General features: G+C 49.9%; 12 protein-coding genes and 1 tRNA gene. 10 read left to right on the top strand and 3 right to left on the bottom strand.

Annotated features, from left to right (window positions below; genetic code table 11):
* Nucleotides 1-104: 104 nt before the first annotated feature.
* Nucleotides 105-824: a hypothetical protein gene (locus IKG78_RS00870; protein WP_290938173.1), complete on the bottom strand. Its 720-nt coding sequence runs from the start codon at nucleotides 822-824 to the stop codon at nucleotides 105-107.
* Nucleotides 825-955: 131 nt separating this feature from the next.
* On the opposite strand from IKG78_RS00870, the gene IKG78_RS00865 reads away from it, so the two are divergent.
* From IKG78_RS00865 to IKG78_RS00840, 6 genes are all read left to right on the top strand, one after another.
* Nucleotides 956-1861, top strand: a complete 906-nt coding sequence (locus IKG78_RS00865; protein WP_290938170.1) for a hypothetical protein — start codon at nucleotides 956-958, stop codon at nucleotides 1859-1861.
* Nucleotides 1858-2823: a hypothetical protein gene (locus IKG78_RS00860; protein ID WP_290938168.1), complete on the top strand. Its 966-nt coding sequence runs from the start codon at nucleotides 1858-1860 to the stop codon at nucleotides 2821-2823. Before IKG78_RS00865 ends, IKG78_RS00860 begins: the two co-directional genes overlap by 4 nt.
* The gene (locus IKG78_RS00855; protein ID WP_290938165.1) at nucleotides 2820-4115 is read left to right on the top strand and encodes a hypothetical protein; all 1296 of its coding nucleotides are present in this window, start codon (nucleotides 2820-2822) and stop codon (nucleotides 4113-4115) included. The genes IKG78_RS00860 and IKG78_RS00855 overlap by 4 nt, the downstream gene beginning before the upstream one ends.
* Before the next feature lie 407 nt (nucleotides 4116-4522).
* Nucleotides 4523-6604: a glutamine synthetase III gene (locus IKG78_RS00850; protein ID WP_290938163.1), complete on the top strand. Its 2082-nt coding sequence runs from the start codon at nucleotides 4523-4525 to the stop codon at nucleotides 6602-6604.
* 531 nt (nucleotides 6605-7135) lie between these two features.
* Nucleotides 7136-8266: a glutamine-hydrolyzing carbamoyl-phosphate synthase small subunit gene (carA, locus tag IKG78_RS00845; protein WP_290938161.1), complete on the top strand. Its 1131-nt coding sequence runs from the start codon at nucleotides 7136-7138 to the stop codon at nucleotides 8264-8266.
* Nucleotides 8259-9908, top strand: coding sequence for a CTP synthase (locus IKG78_RS00840; protein WP_290938160.1), 1650 nt, complete (start codon nucleotides 8259-8261; stop codon nucleotides 9906-9908). The genes carA and IKG78_RS00840 overlap by 8 nt, the downstream gene beginning before the upstream one ends.
* Before the next feature lie 78 nt (nucleotides 9909-9986).
* On the opposite strand, the gene IKG78_RS00835 is transcribed toward IKG78_RS00840, so the two are convergent.
* Together IKG78_RS00835 and IKG78_RS00830 are read right to left on the bottom strand one after the other, a co-directional pair.
* The gene (locus IKG78_RS00835; RefSeq protein WP_290938158.1) at nucleotides 9987-13412 is read right to left on the bottom strand and encodes an MFS transporter; all 3426 of its coding nucleotides are present in this window, start codon (nucleotides 13410-13412) and stop codon (nucleotides 9987-9989) included.
* A 51-nt stretch (nucleotides 13413-13463) separates the two neighbouring features.
* Entirely contained in the window at nucleotides 13464-14840 is a 1377-nt protein-coding gene (locus tag IKG78_RS00830; protein ID WP_290938156.1) for a Xaa-Pro peptidase family protein, read from the bottom strand.
* 83 nt (nucleotides 14841-14923) lie between these two features.
* On the opposite strand from IKG78_RS00830, the gene IKG78_RS00825 reads away from it, so the two are divergent.
* The 4 genes from IKG78_RS00825 to IKG78_RS00810 all read left to right on the top strand — a co-directional run bounded on the left by IKG78_RS00825 (nucleotide 14924) and on the right by IKG78_RS00810 (nucleotide 18939).
* Complete coding sequence (locus IKG78_RS00825) at nucleotides 14924-15289, top strand: hypothetical protein (RefSeq protein ID WP_290938154.1); 366 nt, start codon at nucleotides 14924-14926, stop codon at nucleotides 15287-15289.
* Complete coding sequence (locus tag IKG78_RS00820) at nucleotides 15279-16232, top strand: PhoH family protein (protein ID WP_366074479.1); 954 nt, start codon at nucleotides 15279-15281, stop codon at nucleotides 16230-16232. The genes IKG78_RS00825 and IKG78_RS00820 overlap by 11 nt, the downstream gene beginning before the upstream one ends.
* A gap of 11 nt (nucleotides 16233-16243) precedes the next feature.
* The gene (locus IKG78_RS00815) at nucleotides 16244-18523 is read left to right on the top strand and encodes an HDIG domain-containing metalloprotein (protein WP_290938150.1); all 2280 of its coding nucleotides are present in this window, start codon (nucleotides 16244-16246) and stop codon (nucleotides 18521-18523) included.
* Nucleotides 18524-18863: 340 nt separating this feature from the next.
* A tRNA-Asp gene (locus IKG78_RS00810) sits at nucleotides 18864-18939 on the top strand.
* Nucleotides 18940-18976 lie beyond the last annotated feature (37 nt).

Genomic DNA, 18976 nt, shown 5'->3' with positions numbered 1-18976 from the left:
AGGGTTAAAATTCGAACAGTAAGGTCTATTCTTTAATTACATAATTTGAAAAACAACGACGCATTTTTACAATTTACGTAAAATAAACTACGATGCATAGTCATTTACCACCACTGGAGATTGAGCGTCAGCGTAAAGCGGTTCATAGACAGCTCACCATTCCCCTCTACGACCTTGTAAGTCAAATCTCGACCATAACGGAACTCAAGACCCATTCCCAAACGTTTGCCAACAACTCCCGCAACGTAAGCGCCACCACCAATTTCATCGTAGAACACAGGCGCCGGTGTTGCAGAAAGCTCACCAATTTCGTTCCCGTACGCTTCGCGTCCATTTCTGGAGATATGCTGAGTGAGACCGACACGAAGTTTGCGAGAGGCAAAAGGCAATTGTTCAATAATTGTAATACCGCCACCCCATTGAAAATAGGCGTGTTCTTTTTTCTCAAGTTGCCATAAGCAAATGTTGCTCCACCCCATTACGCCCAAATAATCAGAAACAAAGCCTAATTCTACAAAAGGTGTAATCCAATCCAAACCAAAACCGAATTTAAGATTTCCAAATTGTTCTTGAACATCGAAGCTAGCCTGGAAATTCCATTCCATATCATTATAACTATAATCTTCATTAGGCAATGGATTTCTCTTTATCTTTTCGTAAGATTCATAATACCCATCGCCCTTTGTGCCCCAGACTCCCGAAACACTTACATTTTTCTGCAAATCGCCATCACCTTTTTCCATAAAAGCGGCAGCAGAAGGCGGATGAATCGCACATCCCGAAAAAACAAGAGCAACAGCTACAAAAATTACATTCAACTTCATGATTGAAGACAATATATTAATCACATCGCAGATTTCAAGCGATTTAAAACAAAATACGATAAAACGTAAAAAAACACAGACAAATCGGGAAAAATTAGAATCGAAAAGTATTCCCTTTGTATATTATAATCATGCGAAATTATAGGGGAATTTTCCACATAGTCATCTTCTCGCTCGCGATGCTTACAGCACCGCTTTTCGCACATGACTATTGGCTAGAACCCGAAGATGTTGGATGTCACGGTCTCGCGGGCCTACTTGGTGGTGGCGGAGGCGGAATCTCCACTAAAACCATCTGCCATTTTTTGCCTGAAGAAGGGCCAAAAGACATTTTTCCCTGTTACGAGCCAGACTCCAACGGAGGCTGCCGAATCGCACGGTACGCAAGCAAAACAAGGCTCCCGATTGTCGGTGCACCCGAAGTTCTCAATCAAGACATTGAATGTTTCCGCTACAAGAACGAATCCTACATCGTCATTCCTACATCCATCCCGGAACAGGTTCATGATTCGGTTTTCCATTTTCCCGTTCAAGCCAAATGTTACAGCGACAGCCTGAACTGCGGCAACATCAAAAGCGACTCATTGCCCCACGAAGGTCTTCCAAAGCCGTACTCTCATAAATATTTTTACTCCTGCAAGAATGCGTACGCGACAACAGAAGGCTGCCCGATTGCAGAAAACGGGCTTTCCCTTGTCTTTGACGAGACGGGCAACTTTAAGCACTGGAAACGGGATGGTCTATTGCTCTACCTCGAAATGAAAGCGGAAAACAACATCACGAAATTCATGGAACGCGTAGAGCAAGAAGGCAAGCGTTATCGAAGCTACAAGATTATATTGCCATATCATTTTTATGACAACGACGCAACAAACATAATCGAAACGTCCATCCACAAGGCGAGAGGAATGCAATTCTTTTCGGGAATAAAAAAATCTGAACGGAAAGATGAGCATTTCAACACGATGCAAGACGCCATCAAGACTTGTAAAGAATGGATTGCTCCTAAAACGAATCAAAACGGAGGTGGGAAATGATTTCTTTTTCTGCACTCCGCTTCATCGCTATTGCTGTATTTTTTGCGGGAACCTGCTTAACGGCTTTCGCCCACGATCGCTCTGCATCAGCCAAAGACAGCGTCGCCGCCTACTGCGTCACGTTCGAAAACGACAGTACCTACACAGCACGACTTATTCGCAAAGAAATTTTGCCAGCCCAAAAGAAACCTTTTAAAAACGATGATTTCTTCCTCAACCTTCCGCGAAACTTAATAAGCGATTACACTCCACAAAACGTATTCCATCTGAAAAATGCCCCAAAAGTTCTTCCGCATTATTACGGACAACTTTTCCGCGCAAGCGAAAGCAAATCAGAATGTTACGCCGACATCAAGCGCAAAGAACGTGAATACAATGTATTACTTGTCGGCCCATGCGTAAAATCCATGCCCGTCGCCCACTACTGCATTATAGAAGGGAAACACCCCGCACTTTACCGCACCGAAATTTTCGAGAACGTTCCGGAAATTAGCTTGTTCGATAGCACAGGAACAGAGGTACGTAACGTAACTTGCAGCGGCACGGCACAAAAAGAAACTTCAACCGAATGGGATTTCGCAGAACTTGGAAAATTCAAATTAGGCCCCTACACCGAAGAAGACTCCTGCCACGGGAAAAGTTCTTGGGAACGGAAATCGTCTGCCCTAATTCCCGAATACATTAATTTATCCATAGACACAAATTTCAAGGCCACCTCAAAACAGCTAAAAGGTTTCTACGGCAAAAGCATTTCAGCCGTCTGGAACATCTCCATGGAATGCGGCTTCGACAAAGTAAAGCAACCTTTCGAATACGAGATTATACTGACTGGAAAATGTCCGAGATTCATAAAACCACCGAAGACCATGCTTAAATCCGATGATTTCTGGGCCTTGAACGAGGTTAAAGTTCACGGAGAATCCGAGACCAAAAACTGCGCGATAAAAGGAGGCCTCGAATGAGAAAATTCACTTTGCTCCTTTGCATTTTTTGGGCAATCACATCATTCGCCAAAACGCCTGTCCAATTCTGCGCCTCGTTCGAAGACGAAGATCACTACAGGTTGTTGCTTCTCGACGAGACCCCGACGGATTTTACGCCTTCAAAAAAATTTGAAAGTGCACCTGATTCCATATTTTGCAACACGCCCTTTTGGGCATACAGCTTCTGGCCCAGTTTCGAAGGCGACAAACGGAGCAATTTCCGACGCCGTGATTACGACCGCGGAGGAATCGACGATCTAGACAAGCTATGCGACGAGAAAAGCCTTTCAGCAAGCACCCAAAAAGCAACGCCTTCTCTTGTATGGAATACCAGCACCATCGACGGCAGCATATACCACAAAGAAAACGCACGCAAGTTTATCCAAAAATTTTACAATAAAACATTCACGGGATACTGGATAACAGCCCTCGCCTGCACCTGCCCTCATTTTGAAATGTCGCACCACGCATCTACCATCAAAGCCAAAATCATCGGGGAATGCCAACCAGATTTCAAAAATGAATTGAAAATTGCATCCAAAGCAATCCCCAAAGACACCGCCATTCCCGAATGGGCCCGCAAACCAGAACCCATCGCCAACCCGGCCTGGATTCCTTGCTACACCAAAGACTATGTCAATGGCGGTTGTAAAATCGAAAACTACGCCAGCATGAAACCGCTGCCCGTTCACGGCAAATCTTCAGGAATTGACGAAAGCTTGGAATGCTACCGCGTTGACGGAAAATCCTACATTAATTTTGCCACCGATTTACCCGCCGAAACATATTATAAACAATCTCCCTATAAGACGTTCGCAAAATGCTATACGGATAGCACCAACTGCAATTGCAAAGATTCAATCGCACCGCAACTCACAGCGCCCTTCTATTTATGCGAAAAATTCAACCTGAAAGAAGGCGGCTGCGAGCCTATGGAGCACGGCATTGATTTTATCATCGGCGAAAACCTGCAATTCGAAGGCTGGAACCGCAAAGGCATGCACTACTTCTTTAGACAGAAAAATGAAGGAATCGACGAATTTATAGACCAACTATTCTATTTCGACCCGCCTAGCCAAAAATATCGCGAAATCTTGCCCGAAGGGATTACTGATAAAGATATTGGAAGAATGGGCGATGAAGCGGCCCGCAAAACGCATGGCATGTTCTTCTACGACGGCCTCACGAAAGTCGGCTATGAAAAATTTGAAAAGCCGATGTTCAAGAATCTTAAAGAAGCCATGCAGCACTGCAAAGAACACCGATTCTAAAGATGAGGGGATGTACAAGCAACTTTAAATACAAAAAATGTAAAAGTAAGTGCTGCTGTCATGCCGGACACCGTTCCGGCATCAGTTGTTTATTAAAAAAAGCCGGCCCCAGCACTGAAGCCGGGGTGACAGATGTAAGGGGGTACATGAAAAAAAACGGCACTGAGGCCGGGGAGACAATGTAAGTGTGAAAAGAACTGCGGCCACGCTTCATTTACACATTTTGTAATTCATACATCATTTTTCCAAAAATTGTAATCTTTACATGAACAAAAGACACATCATGAAAAACGTCTTTTTTGCATTTTTTGGGTAAATTTCGCGTTTTTACAGGCAAAACAGATTTTTGGCACGTTTTTTGCATTAAGGGCAGCGAAAAACAAAAAAAATCATAAGGAGTTTGCCAAATGAGCAACGAATATAGGCTGAAAGCCATCAAGGAAATTGCCAGCGAAAACGCCGGCTCGAACCTCCCCGCAGCACCTGCAAGTCTCGACTTTTACGGTGAGGACGTGTTTAACGCAGACGCCATGCGCGCCTACCTCCCGAAAGAAATTTGCAAAAAGTTGTTCGCAACGATTGACGGTGGCGCACCGCTCGATCCGAGCATCGCAGGCGAAGTCGCTCACGCCATGAAAAAGTGGGCTATCGACCGCGGCGCAACGCACTTTACACACTGGTTCCAGCCCTTGACCGGATCTACCGCCGAAAAGCACGACTCCTTCCTTGAACCCGAAGACGGCAAGGCCATCATGGCCTTCAGCGGCAAGAACTTGATCGTCGGCGAACCAGACGCATCTTCCTTCCCGAGCGGTGGCCTTCGCTCTACGTTTGAAGCCCGCGGTTATACGGCTTGGGACCCGACCTCCCCCGCTTTCATCAAGCGTCACGGCAACGGTGCAACGCTCTGTATCCCGACCGCTTTCTGTAGCTATACCGGCGAAGCACTCGACAAGAAGACTCCGCTTCTCCGCTCCATCCAGGCTTTGCAGAAATCCGCCGACCGCCTCATGGGCCTCTTCGGCGTTGCCCAGCAGAAGGTGAACGTCACGCTCGGTGCAGAACAGGAATACTTCCTCGTTGACAAGCGCTTCTACCTCCAGCGTCCGGACCTTTACCAGGCTGGCCGCACTTTGTTCGGTGCAGCACCTGCTAAGCACCAGCAGATGGAAGACCACTACTTCGGTAGCATTCCGGCCCGCATTTTGAACTTCATGAACGATGTGGAAAAGGAACTCTGGAAGCTTGGCATTCCGGCTAAGACCCGCCACAACGAAGTCGCTCCGGCTCAGTTCGAACTTGCTCCGATGTTCGAAGAAGTGAACCTCGCTTGCGACCATAACATGCAGATTATGGAAGTCCTTCGCCAGGTCGCTGACCGCCACGGACTCGTCTGCCTCCTCCACGAAAAGCCGTTTGCAGGCATCAACGGTTCTGGCAAACACAACAACTGGTCCGTGAACTACGGCAAGACCAACCTTTTGAACCCGGGCAAGGATCCGCACCAGAACGCCATCTTCCTCACCACCCTTTGCGCTGTCATTTACGCAGTCGATACTCACGCCGATTTGCTCCGCATGGCTGTTGCAAGTGCCGGTAACGATCACCGCCTTGGAGCAAACGAAGCTCCTCCGGCAATCATCTCCATGTACCTCGGCGACCAGCTCGCCGACGTCATCGAACAGCTCGAAAAGGGCGATCCGAAGTCCAGCAAGCAGGCTGGCGCACTCAAGCTCGGTTCCGACACGCTCCCGCCGCTCCCGCGCGATGCTACCGACCGTAACAGAACTTCTCCGTTCGCATTCACCGGCAACAAGTTCGAATTCCGTGCACCGGGTTCTAGCCAGAGCTGCTCTGAGCCGAACGTTATCCTCAACACCATCGTTGCCGAAGCCTTCGACATCATCGCAGACAAACTCGCAAACGTGCCCGCTGACAAGTTCCACGAAGAATTGCAGAACCTGTTGCAGAAGATTGTCAAGGAACACAAGAAGGTTATCTTCAACGGCAACGGCTACACCGACGAATGGGTGGAAGAAGCAGCAAAGCGCGGTCTCCCTAACATCCGCACCACGATGGAAGCTCTCCAGGCTCTCAACAAGAAGGAAAACGTCGCCCTCTTCGAAAAGTACGGCGTGTTCAACAAGCGCGAACTCGATTCCCGCTACGAAGTGAACATGGAAGATTACCACAAGAAGATTCACATCGAAGGCGAAATCGCACGCGACATGGCCAAGGACATCATCCTCCCGCAGGCTGTGAAGGCTTACTCTTGCACGCTCAAGGCTAACGAAATGGCTCTGAACCAGGGTCTCCCGGCTCTCGATTCTTACGCCAAGCCGCTTGGCGAAATCATCAAGAAGCTCCTTGCCGCCATCGAAGTCATGGAAAAGGCTCTCGCTTCCAAGCACGAAGATATCTTGAACGGCATGATCGACCTCCGCTTGGTTGTCGATTCACTCGAAAAGATCGTCCCGGACGAACTCTGACCGCTTCCGAAGTACAGAGAAATGCTTTTCATTTACTAATCATCTACTCTACTAATGAAGGCCTCCCATTGTCCGTGCTGAATAAACCGAAGCAAAAGATGGGAGGCCTCAAACCTTTTCATCCACGAATGAAAAACACCTTTTAAATTCATAGACTGAACCTCATAAATTCAATTCGTCGGCCTTATGCCGACGGATTCTTTTTACAGAAACAGAACCAACCGTGCACCTGAAAAAATATTCCAAAACACTCTTCCAAACTCGAAGAAAGATTTACTATATTTTGAGTCCGATGAAAATATCGGAATCCATCGAAGCACATTTGAGCGCAGCCGTTGCAACAATTTCGCAACGCAATCAGGCGACACTCCCCGAATTTCACAAAATTTTTCTTTTTTCCGTTTTTTATCGTCTTTATCGTCTGGCAAAAGCATTTGGCTTTTGCCTTTATTTTTTTAGATTCTTCGACTTGGACAGAGTCGCAAGGATGACAACGACACACTTTTTTAACACTACAGCAATGAGAATCGTATGACAGAGAAGTTCCAATGGAAAGCAAAACGCGAAAAGAAAGCGTTTTTGGCACTCGCAGACGGCACGGTCTTTAGAGGCTATGCCTTTGGTGCGGCAACCGACACAGTCGGCGAAGCCGTTTTCAATACCGGCATGGCAGGCTACAAGCAAATCATAACCGATCCGTCGTATGCGGGCCAGTTCGTGGTTTTCACCACGGCAGAAGTCGGCGCTTACGCTGCAAACCTTGAAAAGAACGAATCCCGCCAAGTATTCCTGAACGGAATCGTGGTGAACTCGCTCGACTGGGTTTCCAAGGAACAAAACGAAGAAAGTCTGCACGACTACATGCTCGCCCAGGGCAAGCCGGGCATCGCCGGAGTCGATACGCGCGCCCTCACGCTCCATCTGCGCGAACACGGTGCACAGAAGGCTTATCTGCACGTTTCCAATGAAGAAATTAGCGAAGAAGAAGGAATCAAGCGAGCACAAGAATGGGAAGGCCTCGATGGTCAGGACTACGCCAGCAAAGTTTCCGACCCGAACGGCTACGAGTTCAGCACCGAAGGTGACTTGAACGTCGTCGCTCTCGATTTCGGCATCAAGACGAACATTTTGAGGAATCTTGCCGCGCAGAACATGAAGGTGACGGTCCTCCCGATTACTGCGACCTACGAACAAATTATGGCAAAGAATCCGGACGGAGTGTTCCTCTCGAACGGCCCTGCCGACCCGAACAGCCTCCCGCAAGTTTACAACATGGTCAAGCAGTTGCTCGGCAAGGTTCCGCTGATGGGTATCTGCCTCGGCAACCAGCTCTTGGGCCTCGCACTTGGAGCGAAAGTTTCCAAGCTCAAATTCGGTCACCACGGCTGCAATCACCCAGTCAAGAACTTGAAAACTGGTGCTGTAGAAATCACAAGCCAAAACCACAACTACGCCATTGACGAAGCAAGCCTCCCCGCCGACGTGGAAGTTTCGCACATCAACTTGAACGACAATACGGTCGAAGGCATCCGCCACAAGAAGTTCCCGGCGTTCAGCGTGCAGTACCATCCGGAATCCGCTCCAGGTCCGAACGATTCCTACTACCTGTTCGGCGAATTTAGACAAATGATTCTCGATTTTAAGGGAGCAAAACATGACTAAGGCCGCCTCTGCAAACAAAGGCAAACAGACCAAGTACATCTTTATCACCGGCGGCGTAGTCAGTTCCCTCGGCAAGGGCATCACCTCGGCATCGCTCGCACTACTCCTCAAGAGCCGCGGCTACAACGTGTTCATGCAGAAGCTCGACCCGTACCTGAATGTTGATCCGGGTACCATGAGCCCTTACCAGCACGGTGAAGTTTTCGTGACCGATGACGGTTACGAAACAGACCTGGACCTCGGCCACTACGAACGTTTCGCTGGCGTGCAGTGTTCCAAGGCTTCAAGCTACACTTCTGGCCGCATTTACTCTTCCGTGCTTTCCAAGGAACGCGCAGGCAAGTACCTCGGCGGCACTGTGCAAGTAATTCCGCACATCACGAACGAAATCAAGGACGCATTCCGCTCCGCAGCAGAAAGCGGTGCAGACATCGTGCTCTGCGAAATCGGCGGCGTGGCAGGTGACATCGAATCGCTCCCGTTCCTCGAAGCCGCAAGGCAGTTTCGCTTCGAAGTCGGCGTAGAAAACACATGTTTCATCCACTTGACTTTGGTGCCGTACCTCAAGGCCGCAGGTGAACTCAAGACAAAGCCCTCGCAGCACTCCGTCGCAGAACTCCGCAACATCGGTATTTTCCCAGACATTCTCGTGTGCCGCACCGAAATGCACATTCCGCAGGAACACTTGGACAAGCTCGCCCTCTTCTGCAACGTGAAGCCCGAATGCGTCATCGAAGAAAAGGACGTGACGGATTCCGTCTATGCAGTCCCGCGTGAACTTTCCAAGCAGGAACTTGACCTCCGCGTTCTGGAACAGCTGAACTTGAGAGTCCACCCCATCATCCACTCCGAATGGGACAAACTCGTCAAGAAAGCAACCCAGCCCAAGTACGAATGCACCATCGCGCTTGTGGGCAAGTACATCGCTATTCGCGATGCCTACAAGTCCGTGCACGAAGCTTTGCAGCACGCCGGTATGGAACACAACGCCAAGGTGAAGGTGGAATGCATCGAAGCCGAAGAACTCGAAAAGAACCCGAACTTGATTAAGAATGCAGACGGCATTCTGATTCCGGGCGGTTTCGGCAGCCGCGGCGTGAACGGAAAATGCGTTGCCATCAAGTACGCCCGCGAGCACAAGATTCCGCTGCTCGGTATTTGCCTTGGCATGCAATGCTGCGTGATTGAATTCGCCCGCAACGTGCTCGGCTGGAAAGACGCAAACTCCACGGAATTCGACGAAAAGACGACTCATCCGGTCATCGACCTGATGGACGAACAAAAGAACGTCACCGAAAAGGGCGGCACGATGCGCCTCGGCGCTTACCCGTGCAAGCTCATGAAGGATTCCAACGCGGCAAAGCTCTACAAGTGCGAAAAGATTAGCGAACGTCACCGTCACCGCTACGAATTCAACTACAACAGCGAATTCCGCAAGGAGTTAGAAAAGGCCGGCCTTAAGATTGCCGGTACTTCTCCCGACGGAAAGCTTGTTGAAATGGTGGAAATCAAGAACCACCCGTACTTTGAAGCTTGCCAGTTCCACCCGGAATTCAAGAGCCGCCCCACGGCACCTCACCCGCTGTTCAGCGGACTTGTCAAAGCGGCACTCGCGCAAAAGAATACAAAAAAGAAAAAATAAAATTCTCTAAAATCCTTTTGCCCACAATAAAAGCCCATGTAATAACATGGGCTTTTTGCGTATATCATATCTAAAGAATTACTTCTTCTCCACCAGTTCCTTCGCCATTTTCTTTGCGGTGACGAAGTCTGCCTTGCCAGAACCGAGCTTCGGCATCACCTCGACGTTGAACGCCGCAGACGGGAGCATCAAAGGCGGCATGCCGCTTGCACGCAGTTCCGAGAGCACATCCTTCGGGTCTTTTTCGCCTTGGTACAAGAGCACGATCTTTTCACCCTTGGTCGCATCGGGGATTGCGGTAACGACGTAATCGCAGCCCTGCAATACCGGCGTATCCTGGATTTTCTTTTCGACGGCACCGAGGCTAATCATTTCGCCACCGAGCTTTGCAAAGCGGCTGTAGCGATCCACGATCGTCAAGAAGCCGTCTTCGTCAAGGTATCCCTTGTCGCCCGTGCGGTAATAGCGAACGCCGTCTTTCAGCACAATCACGCTCTTCGTGCGGTCTTCATCCTTGAGGTAGCCTCTCATCACCTGGCAACCGCCAATGAGAATCATACCAGCCTCGCCCGTCGGCAAAGGTTCGTTCGTTTCTGGGTCCACAATCAAGAACTGCGTACCCGGAAGCGCAGGGCCAACCGTACCCGGCTTGTTGTTCACCTGCAACGTGGTGTAATCATCGAACAACGTATTTTCGGTATTGACCGAAGCCACCGGAGCTGTTTCGGTACAGCCGTAGCCTTCGTAGATTTCCTTGCCGAACTTGAGGCGGAACGCAGTCGCGAGTTCCGGGCGGAGAGCTTCGGCACCGGCAATAATGATACGCACCGACTTGAACATCAACGGGTGCACATAGCGGCTGACCGTGAACGCACGCAAGAACGTCGGGGTCGCCACCATGATCGTGACCTTGAATTCCGCACAAACGCGAGACATCGTCTTAACGTCTGTCGGGTCAGCCACAGCCACAATCGGGCAGCCTTCTGTGAGGTTCAAAAGCGTCGTCACCGTAAGGCCAAAGCTATGGAACAGCGGCAGTTCCGAGAGCATCACGTCGCCACGGCTCACGTTCAAAATGCAAGCAAGCTGCTGGATGTTGCCCATCATATTGCGCTGCGTGAGTTCCACGCCCTTCGGCGTACCTTCGGAACCGGAGCTGAACACGATTACCGCATTGTCGTCCATCGAACGGTGCTTCACGAACACAAGACGAATCAACCAGCTCGGCATAATCATACAAAGCACAAGGAAAGCAGCAATCTTTACCTTCGGGATTTCTTTCATCATGTCTTCGGCGTAGAGCAGACGCACTTTATCCGAAGCGACCTTCGAATAGTCGTTGCCGCGTCCCTTCAACTTCTGCACGAACTGGCGACTCGTAATGACAGTCGCGCATTCGGCACGGTCGCAGCAGAATTTGACGTTATCGACAGAAGACGTATAGTTCAAGTTCACGTTCGTCTTGCCGAGCACCCAAAGCGCAAGGTTCACAATCACACCGGCAGGGCTTGGCGGGAGCATGATGCCCACGTTCTGTTCGTTCTTGCCGAGCGTTTTCTTGAGGTAGCCACGGAACGCCATCACAGCACCCATGAGCTTGTAACCCGAGAAATGAGCACCATCTGGGCTATAAATCGCAGGCCCGTTCTTCACGTACTTCTTGTACGTACGAATCCAGCTGTCCGCAATCGGGTGGACAAACGACACAGCGTAATTCCAAGCGTCAATGGAAATGCGGCGGAGAATAGCACGAATTTCATTAGGAGGCGTATCCGCCGGGAGAGCATCGCCGAAAGCAACCGTCACCGAGCGTTCCGACGAAGCGCCAAACATGTTCGAAGAACTGTAACTGTAGTTACTGCCCCACAAGCCCTGGATGTAGAACGGAATCACCTGAGCGTCCGTCCCTTCCACCGCAGACGAATAATCAATCGTAAACGGTTCCACATGCGGAGACTTGGACACTTCGCCCGAAGGGAATATCACGACGGCCTTCCCTGCAAGGAGTGCTTCGTGAATCTTGTCCATCGCAATTTTCGGGTTGCGGTTATCGATGCGGATCATGCCAAGGCGCTTGAGCACCGCACGCAAATACCACTTTTCAAAATGGTCCTTGTTGCTTGCAATGCAAAGCGGACGCGGAGAGGCCATCTGCACCATCGCCCAGTCGATAAAGCTGTGGTGGTTACCGACAAGGAGAATCGGGCCTTCGTTCGGAATGTTCTGCACGTTCAAGACGCGAATCTTGTAGCGGCTGAACACAAAACGGAGCAGAGTGCGGAGCAAAGCTTGCGGCAAGTTGTAAATGGACCAAATAAACACGCCTACAGAAATAACGGCAAGACCAATGAAGTAGTTTTGCGGACGAATATCCGAAAACTGGACCATGATAGAGAACACGAACAGGAACACGACAAGCACCAAAGCTTGAATCATGTTCGCAAACGCAAGCACGGAGCCGGAATTGTTCGGGCGCGTATTGTACTGCAAAAGCGCGTTCACCGGCACGAGAATCAGGCCGCCAAAGAACCCAGTCAAGCTATAAAGGAACACCAATGCCACCGGATGCACAAGGAACGGCACAAGGAACATGCATATCGAAGCTCCGAACATGCCAAGCGGCACAAAGCCCGATTCAATAAAGTCCTTGGAGAAATGCGCGGCAACAATCGTTCCGACCATGAGGCCCACAATCGCAAACGCCATGTAGTTCTGCATCATATCGACAGTCGTAGAACCTGATACGTCCTGGAAAATGAGGACGAACACCTGAGCCAAGGCCCAGAACATCGAAAGGGCGATGATGGAAGCACGCAAGGTCGGCACGCGAAATCCGAGACTCAAGTGACGACGCACCTTGTTGATGTTCGTTTTCTGGTCTTCGTACTTGACACGCGGAATAAGGAAGTTCGCAACCGTCCCGAGAACGCTCACACCCGTAAGAATCCACGGAATAACGACAGACTTGGAAGTGATATAGCGCACAGCTTCATAAGACGCGAACTTTTCAAAATCAATGAGGTTCACGCCGACAATCGTAAACCAAGAAGCGGCGATAATGCCGCAAAGGCCAAAAATCTGGAGGAAAGCGTTCGCATAGCTCAAATTCCGCACGCCGAACATTTCTTTAATAATCGCGTACTTTGCCGCACTGTGAATCGCAAAGCCGCAACTCAGCCCAATCGAAAGCCAGAACGCAATTCGCGGGCAATCGACGGTCACCAGCACCGACTGCGCAATGACGAATATCGTCATCATCAAGGACGACCACGCCATCACCTTGTTCTTCGAGAACTTATTGGTGAAAAATCCGGCGAAGAACACCATCAGCACGTATGGCGCGATAAAGAATATTTGCAGCATGAAGCTCTGCCAGATAAGTCCGTTCTGAGCAAAAAACGAACCAGACAGAATTTTTTGGGCGTAAATAAAGACACCCGCCTGTACAAAAACTGTTGCTAGGATTGACAAGAAAAATCTTGTAGCACCTTTAACTTTCCACATGGACTAAACCCTTTTTTAGCCAATTATTGTTTAGCCATAAAAATAGCAAATTCAGTTCATCAGAGCTTCAATTTCCTCGACTGTACGCGGAATATTCTGCGAAATATTTTCAAAACCATTTTTTGTAATAAATAAATCATCTTCAATGCGGATGCCGATACTTTCACGGTAACGTTTTCCGTCAATCGTCGCGCTAAAATCTCCGTAAATCCCTGGCTCGCAAGAAATTAGCATTCCCGGCTTGAGCACGACATCGAGCGAACGCGACCCCGGATCGCCCTCGTGGATATGCTCCCCGATAAAGTGGCTCACCCCATGCGGGCGTTTTTCGTACAAGAGTTTATACGAACCCTTAGCCCCCTTCACTAGGCGACGTTCCAGCTCCATCATGATGAACTCCCAGCATATCATGCCGATTTCCTTGAGCGATACTCCCGGACGCACCACGCGCTGATACACCTTCGCAGACTCCAGCACGATTTCGTACAACATTTTTTGCAAAGGATTGAACTTGCCGTTGACGGGAATGGTCCTAGAAATATCGCTGTGAAGCGTCCCGAACCGCACGCCAAAGTCCAAGAGAATCAATTCGCCGTTCCGCAAAGGTTCGTCGTTCTTGACGTAATGCAAGCAGCAAGCGTTCTTGCCACCGGCGGCAATCGTCGGGAATGCGAGGTCGCCGTCGCTATGACGCTGCATCTCGTAATTGAGGAAAAGAGCCACGTCGCGTTCCGTCTTGAAATTCTTCACCGCAGGGAGCAACGCACGGAAAGCTTCGTCCGTAATCTTTTGAGCTTCGCGGGCATCACCCAAACGCTCCGGTTCCAGCACCAGGCGGTCTTCGAAATGCAAGTCGGCACAGCTTTTCACCTTCATCTTGAACGGACGGAGCACGCTCCTTAACTTGTCCTTCAATCTTTCGTTGTGGTCGCCCTTGAACTTTTCGTAATAAAAGGCGAATGCATAATCAACGGCATCCTTCCCCGCAGAATACTCCGCGGCAAGCTTTTCAACAAAATCCCAAAGAATATCAATCCGACAAACCTCATCCACTCCGGTCAGACGCTTTACGGAATCGTCGCCATCCACAAATCCAAGACGTTTCCCGTTCCAGAACTCCTTGAACGGATCTTTATGGGGCACAAAAAGAATGCTTTTGCCGCGTCGCGGGTCCAACACCAAATAACATCCCGGCTGGTTCACGCCCGTCAAATACAAGAAGGCCGGGTCCTGCACAAAGCGCGTCCAAGTTTGAACAAAAGCTTCCTCGCCCCCCGGTTCAACAGGCATCCCGGCAAAAACGCAAAAAGAGCCTAATTTTTTCATCAACGAAGTGCGTCTTTTAGCATAAATTTCCGTGGAATTGTAATTTTTTGAAGACAAATAAACCTGAGAATAGGTCTGAACATCAGTTTTTCGTGATTGCATGGTCAAATTTTACCTTTTTTAACATTTTTTCTGCCACAACTATATATATTTTAGCCATCAAAGACTAGAATGGAGCTTAAATAATGTCTCTTAAAAAATGGAAATTAGTTCTCGCATCCCTTTCTGTAGCATTGTTCACCGCTTGCGCAGGTTCTTCTAACTCTGGTAGCAGCGATAACGCAGGCTACACGGGAAGCAACGAAACCTCTTCTGACAACAGCGCTTCTTACACGGGTTACAGCGATAATCAGGCCGAAGCCGCCCAGCCGGCAGCACCGGTTAAGAAGGAACCACCCAAGGAAGTCATCAACGAAGGCACTTTGAAGAAAACTCAGGAAGAAGCCTCTGCAGCAAACGAAGACAACCACAAGCTCCGCAAGGAAATCTTCGACGCCAGGACCAAGCTCGGTCTCCCGATCCAGCAGCCGGGCTCTTCAGATGAAGAGTAGTATAAGGCATTACTCCTTATCTGACAACCTGAAGCGAGTTATCTCAGGCGAACGTGAAACGGTTTTCCGATTACTGGAGAGCCGTTTTTGCGTTGAGATACGCACCCGTCTTCCGGGCTTAGACATCGTTCCTCTTGACGATGCCGATATGTCAGGTGTGCTTGCTGTCCTCGACCAACTGAAAATCGCAGCCCGCAACGGCGAGATTCTAGACGCTCGCCAGCTAGAGCGCATGCTCGGGCCGAAGGAATCGAGCCCTGCCGAAGCTATACCCGACACGCCCGTCTTCCGCAACAGGTTCGGGGTTAGCGTATCCGCAAAGACTCCGGCGCAGGCGGAACTGGTCAAGGCAGTCGAATCAAACGACATCATCTTCGCGAAAGGCCCCGCCGGTACAGGCAAGACATTCCTCGCCGTGACGCTTGCCGTCGCAAGCCTCGAACGCGGCGAAGCCGAACGCATCTGCCTCGTGCGCCCCGCAGTCGAAGCCGGCGAGTCGCTCGGATTTTTGCCCGGCGACCTCAAGGAGAAAATCGCCCCCTACTTGCGGCCCATCCACGACAGCCTCTCCGAGCTGCTGCCCGCCGAAAAGTTGCACCGCTACGAAGAGACGGGAGCTATCGAAGTCGCTCCCCTCGCCTACATGCGCGGTCGCACGCTCAAACGTGCTTTTATCATCTTGGACGAAGCTCAGAACACGACGACCGCCCAGATGAAGATGTTCCTCACGCGACTCGGCCCCCACAGCAAGGCCATCATCACCGGCGACACTAGCCAAGTCGATTTGGCCAAAGGGCAAACATCCGGCCTTGAGCACGCCATGAAAATCCTCAAAGGCATTCGCGGCATTGCCGAAGTCGAATTTAGTGCCACCGACGTTCTCCGTCATCATTTAGTCAAAGACATTTTGCTAGCTTACGAAAATAACGAGCTTAAAAAATAGAAGAGCATTAAATGAACAAGAAAGAGAAAAAAATTCATTTATTTATCGGCTGGGTCTTACTGATTCTCTTTGCCGTACTCTTATTCCCCGACAAGAACATCGCGCTCCGTGCTGAACGCCCACACTTGGGCCAGTTGAGCACAAGAACGATCGTCGCGCCGTTCAAGTTCGAAGTCCCCAAGACCGAACAAGAAATCCAATCTGAAAAAGCACGAGCCATAGAAAAGGTGAACGCCATTTTCGAATTCAACTCCGATGAAACGACTCGCCTTTTGCGTGAACTGGAACAGTATTTGAAGAAGCTCGAACAGTACGGCAAGATGCAAGCCGCCATCAGCGCGAGCAAGGACGACGGCAGTGACCCTTCGATCCAAACAAAAGTCCAAGAAGCCTCACGCATCTACGACCAGCTCAAGCAACGCCTCTCCATCACCGCCATCAAGCCGTTGAGCACAAATGCGACCGCGCGTGATTCCCTGATGTCCGTATTCTACCAGATGATGCAGAAGGGCGTCTCGAACACGCTCCTCGCCAAGACAGAAACCGAAGCGACGTTGTTCTGCAACAGCTACAACATCAAGAGCATCAAGAACCTCATCTACAACAAGCCGTTCATTTCGCTCATCAAGGAAAACGAAGAAAACCCTGTAGAAATCAGCGAAATCCAGCCTATGCAGCGCCGCATCGATGAAGCGTTCAGCCAGTTGCAGAGGGCGTTCTCTGTAGAGCAAGGGTTACAGAGCGCATTCTACGAAGCACTCTACGTCTTCACAAGCCCGAACGTATTTTATCTTGAAAAAGAAACCGAAGCCCGCAAGCTCGACGTGAGCAACAAAGTAACGCTCATCAAGGGCATGGTTCCGCGCGGCATGGAAATCGTGACGCAAGGCACTCCCATCACCAAAGAAATTCTTGAAAAAATCGATGCGCTCCAATTGGCGCAGCAGAACGAAGAAAACTCGAAGACGCTTACCGCCCCTTACGGAAACATCCTCATCTTCGTCATCATCATCTCGCTCCTTATTGCATACTGCCTTTACACTCCGACACGCACAATGTTCAAGACTCCGCGCCAATTGTGGAGTCTGTTCTTCCTCACTTTATTGCAACTCTTTACATTCTGGGCAATCCACAACTTGTCTGGGTTACTCAACAAACCTGACAGCCTCCTCCCGGAACACGTCGATTTCATGTGGCTGTACCCGATTACGTTTACACCGGTGATTGCAACAGTCCTTTACGATGTCCGCATGGGTATTGCTTTTGCCACATTCTCGTCTGGATTTTTCGGCCTCCTGAACGGTTACGACCTTGCAGCAACGCTGACGAGCATGCTCATCAACATCGCCGTGATTACTCCGCTATTCCGCATGCGCTACCGCGTCCAGTTCGCTTGGAGCATGATCGCCGGAGCCGTTGCAGCCGCGGCAGCCATCAGCATCATGCTGCTTTTGCGCAACCGATTCAATTTTGTCACGTTCTACCAAACGCTCATCGCGGCTAGTGCAAACATCATCATCTGCACCGCAGTCGCATCCGTGCTCTTGATCCACGTCGTCGAAAAAGTATTCAGCATCACGACTGTCCTTACGCTCATGGAAATGTCCGACTTCAACAGGCCCGCCCTCAAGCGAATCTCAGAACTCGCACCAGGCACGTTCCATCACAGCATCCAAGTGTCGAATCTCGCCGAAAGCGTTGCCGAAACCATCGGTGCCAATTCGTTGCTAGTCCGCGTCATGGCGCTGTACCACGATTTGGGCAAGACGATGCGCCCCGAATACTTTACCGAGAACCAGAAGCAAGGCGTGAACCCGCACAACAATTTGGATCCGTACCAGTCCGTCAAAATCATCACCGGGCACGTATCTCAAGGCGTTCTGCTCGCAAAGGAATACAAGATTCCAGAACTCGTCGCCTCCGCCATTCAAGAACATCACGGCACAACGCTCATCCAGTATTTCCACCACAAGGCAAAGGAACTCGCCAAGGAAACCGGCAAGGAAGTCAAGGAAGAAGATTTCCGCTACAAAGGACCACGTCCGCAAAGCATGGAAACCGCAATTCTCATGCTCGCTGATGTTATCGAAGCCACAAGCCGCTCCATGACGGACACCTCCTCCGAAGCGCTCATATCCATGATCCACAAGACGATTCTTGACAAATTCATGGACGGGCAGTTCAACGAAAGCAACTTGTCCGTAAAGGAACTCTCCAAGCTCGAAGAAGCGTTCCTCCACAGCCTCGACGGAACGTATCACACCCGCGTGAAGTATCCTGGTCAACGTTAGACGAGTGGTTAGTGGTTAGTCATTAGTCATTGTTTTTCGGTTATAGACGATAAATTATAGAGCGTCATCCCGGACCTGTTCCGGGATCTGTTTTTTTTGTCATCCTGGAGGGGCGAAGCCCCGATAGGCTCCATGCGATATTTGCGTTGAGGGCGGTATGGACCCTATCGGTCGTTACACTCCCTCCAGGGTGACAGGATGCAATAGAATCCCGAGACATTTTGGTATTAGCAAACAAAGTTTTTTTGAAAATTTTCAAAAAAACAGCCCACAGCCCTTGACACATTCATTCAATCTTTTTATATTTGGTTCGTTCGGTTGAAAAGCCTAACAAACCACTGGGGTGGTAGCTCAATTTTGGTTAGAGCACCGGCCTGTCACGCCGGAGGTTGCGAGTTCAAGCCTCGTCTATCCCGCGATAAAGCACTTCTCTTTGAGAAGTGCTTTTCGTTT

It is taken from the genome of Fibrobacter sp. (genome assembly GCF_017545445.1).
Lineage (GTDB): Bacteria > Fibrobacterota > Fibrobacteria > Fibrobacterales > Fibrobacteraceae > Fibrobacter.
This window is presented reverse-complemented; position numbering and strand designations above follow the sequence as displayed.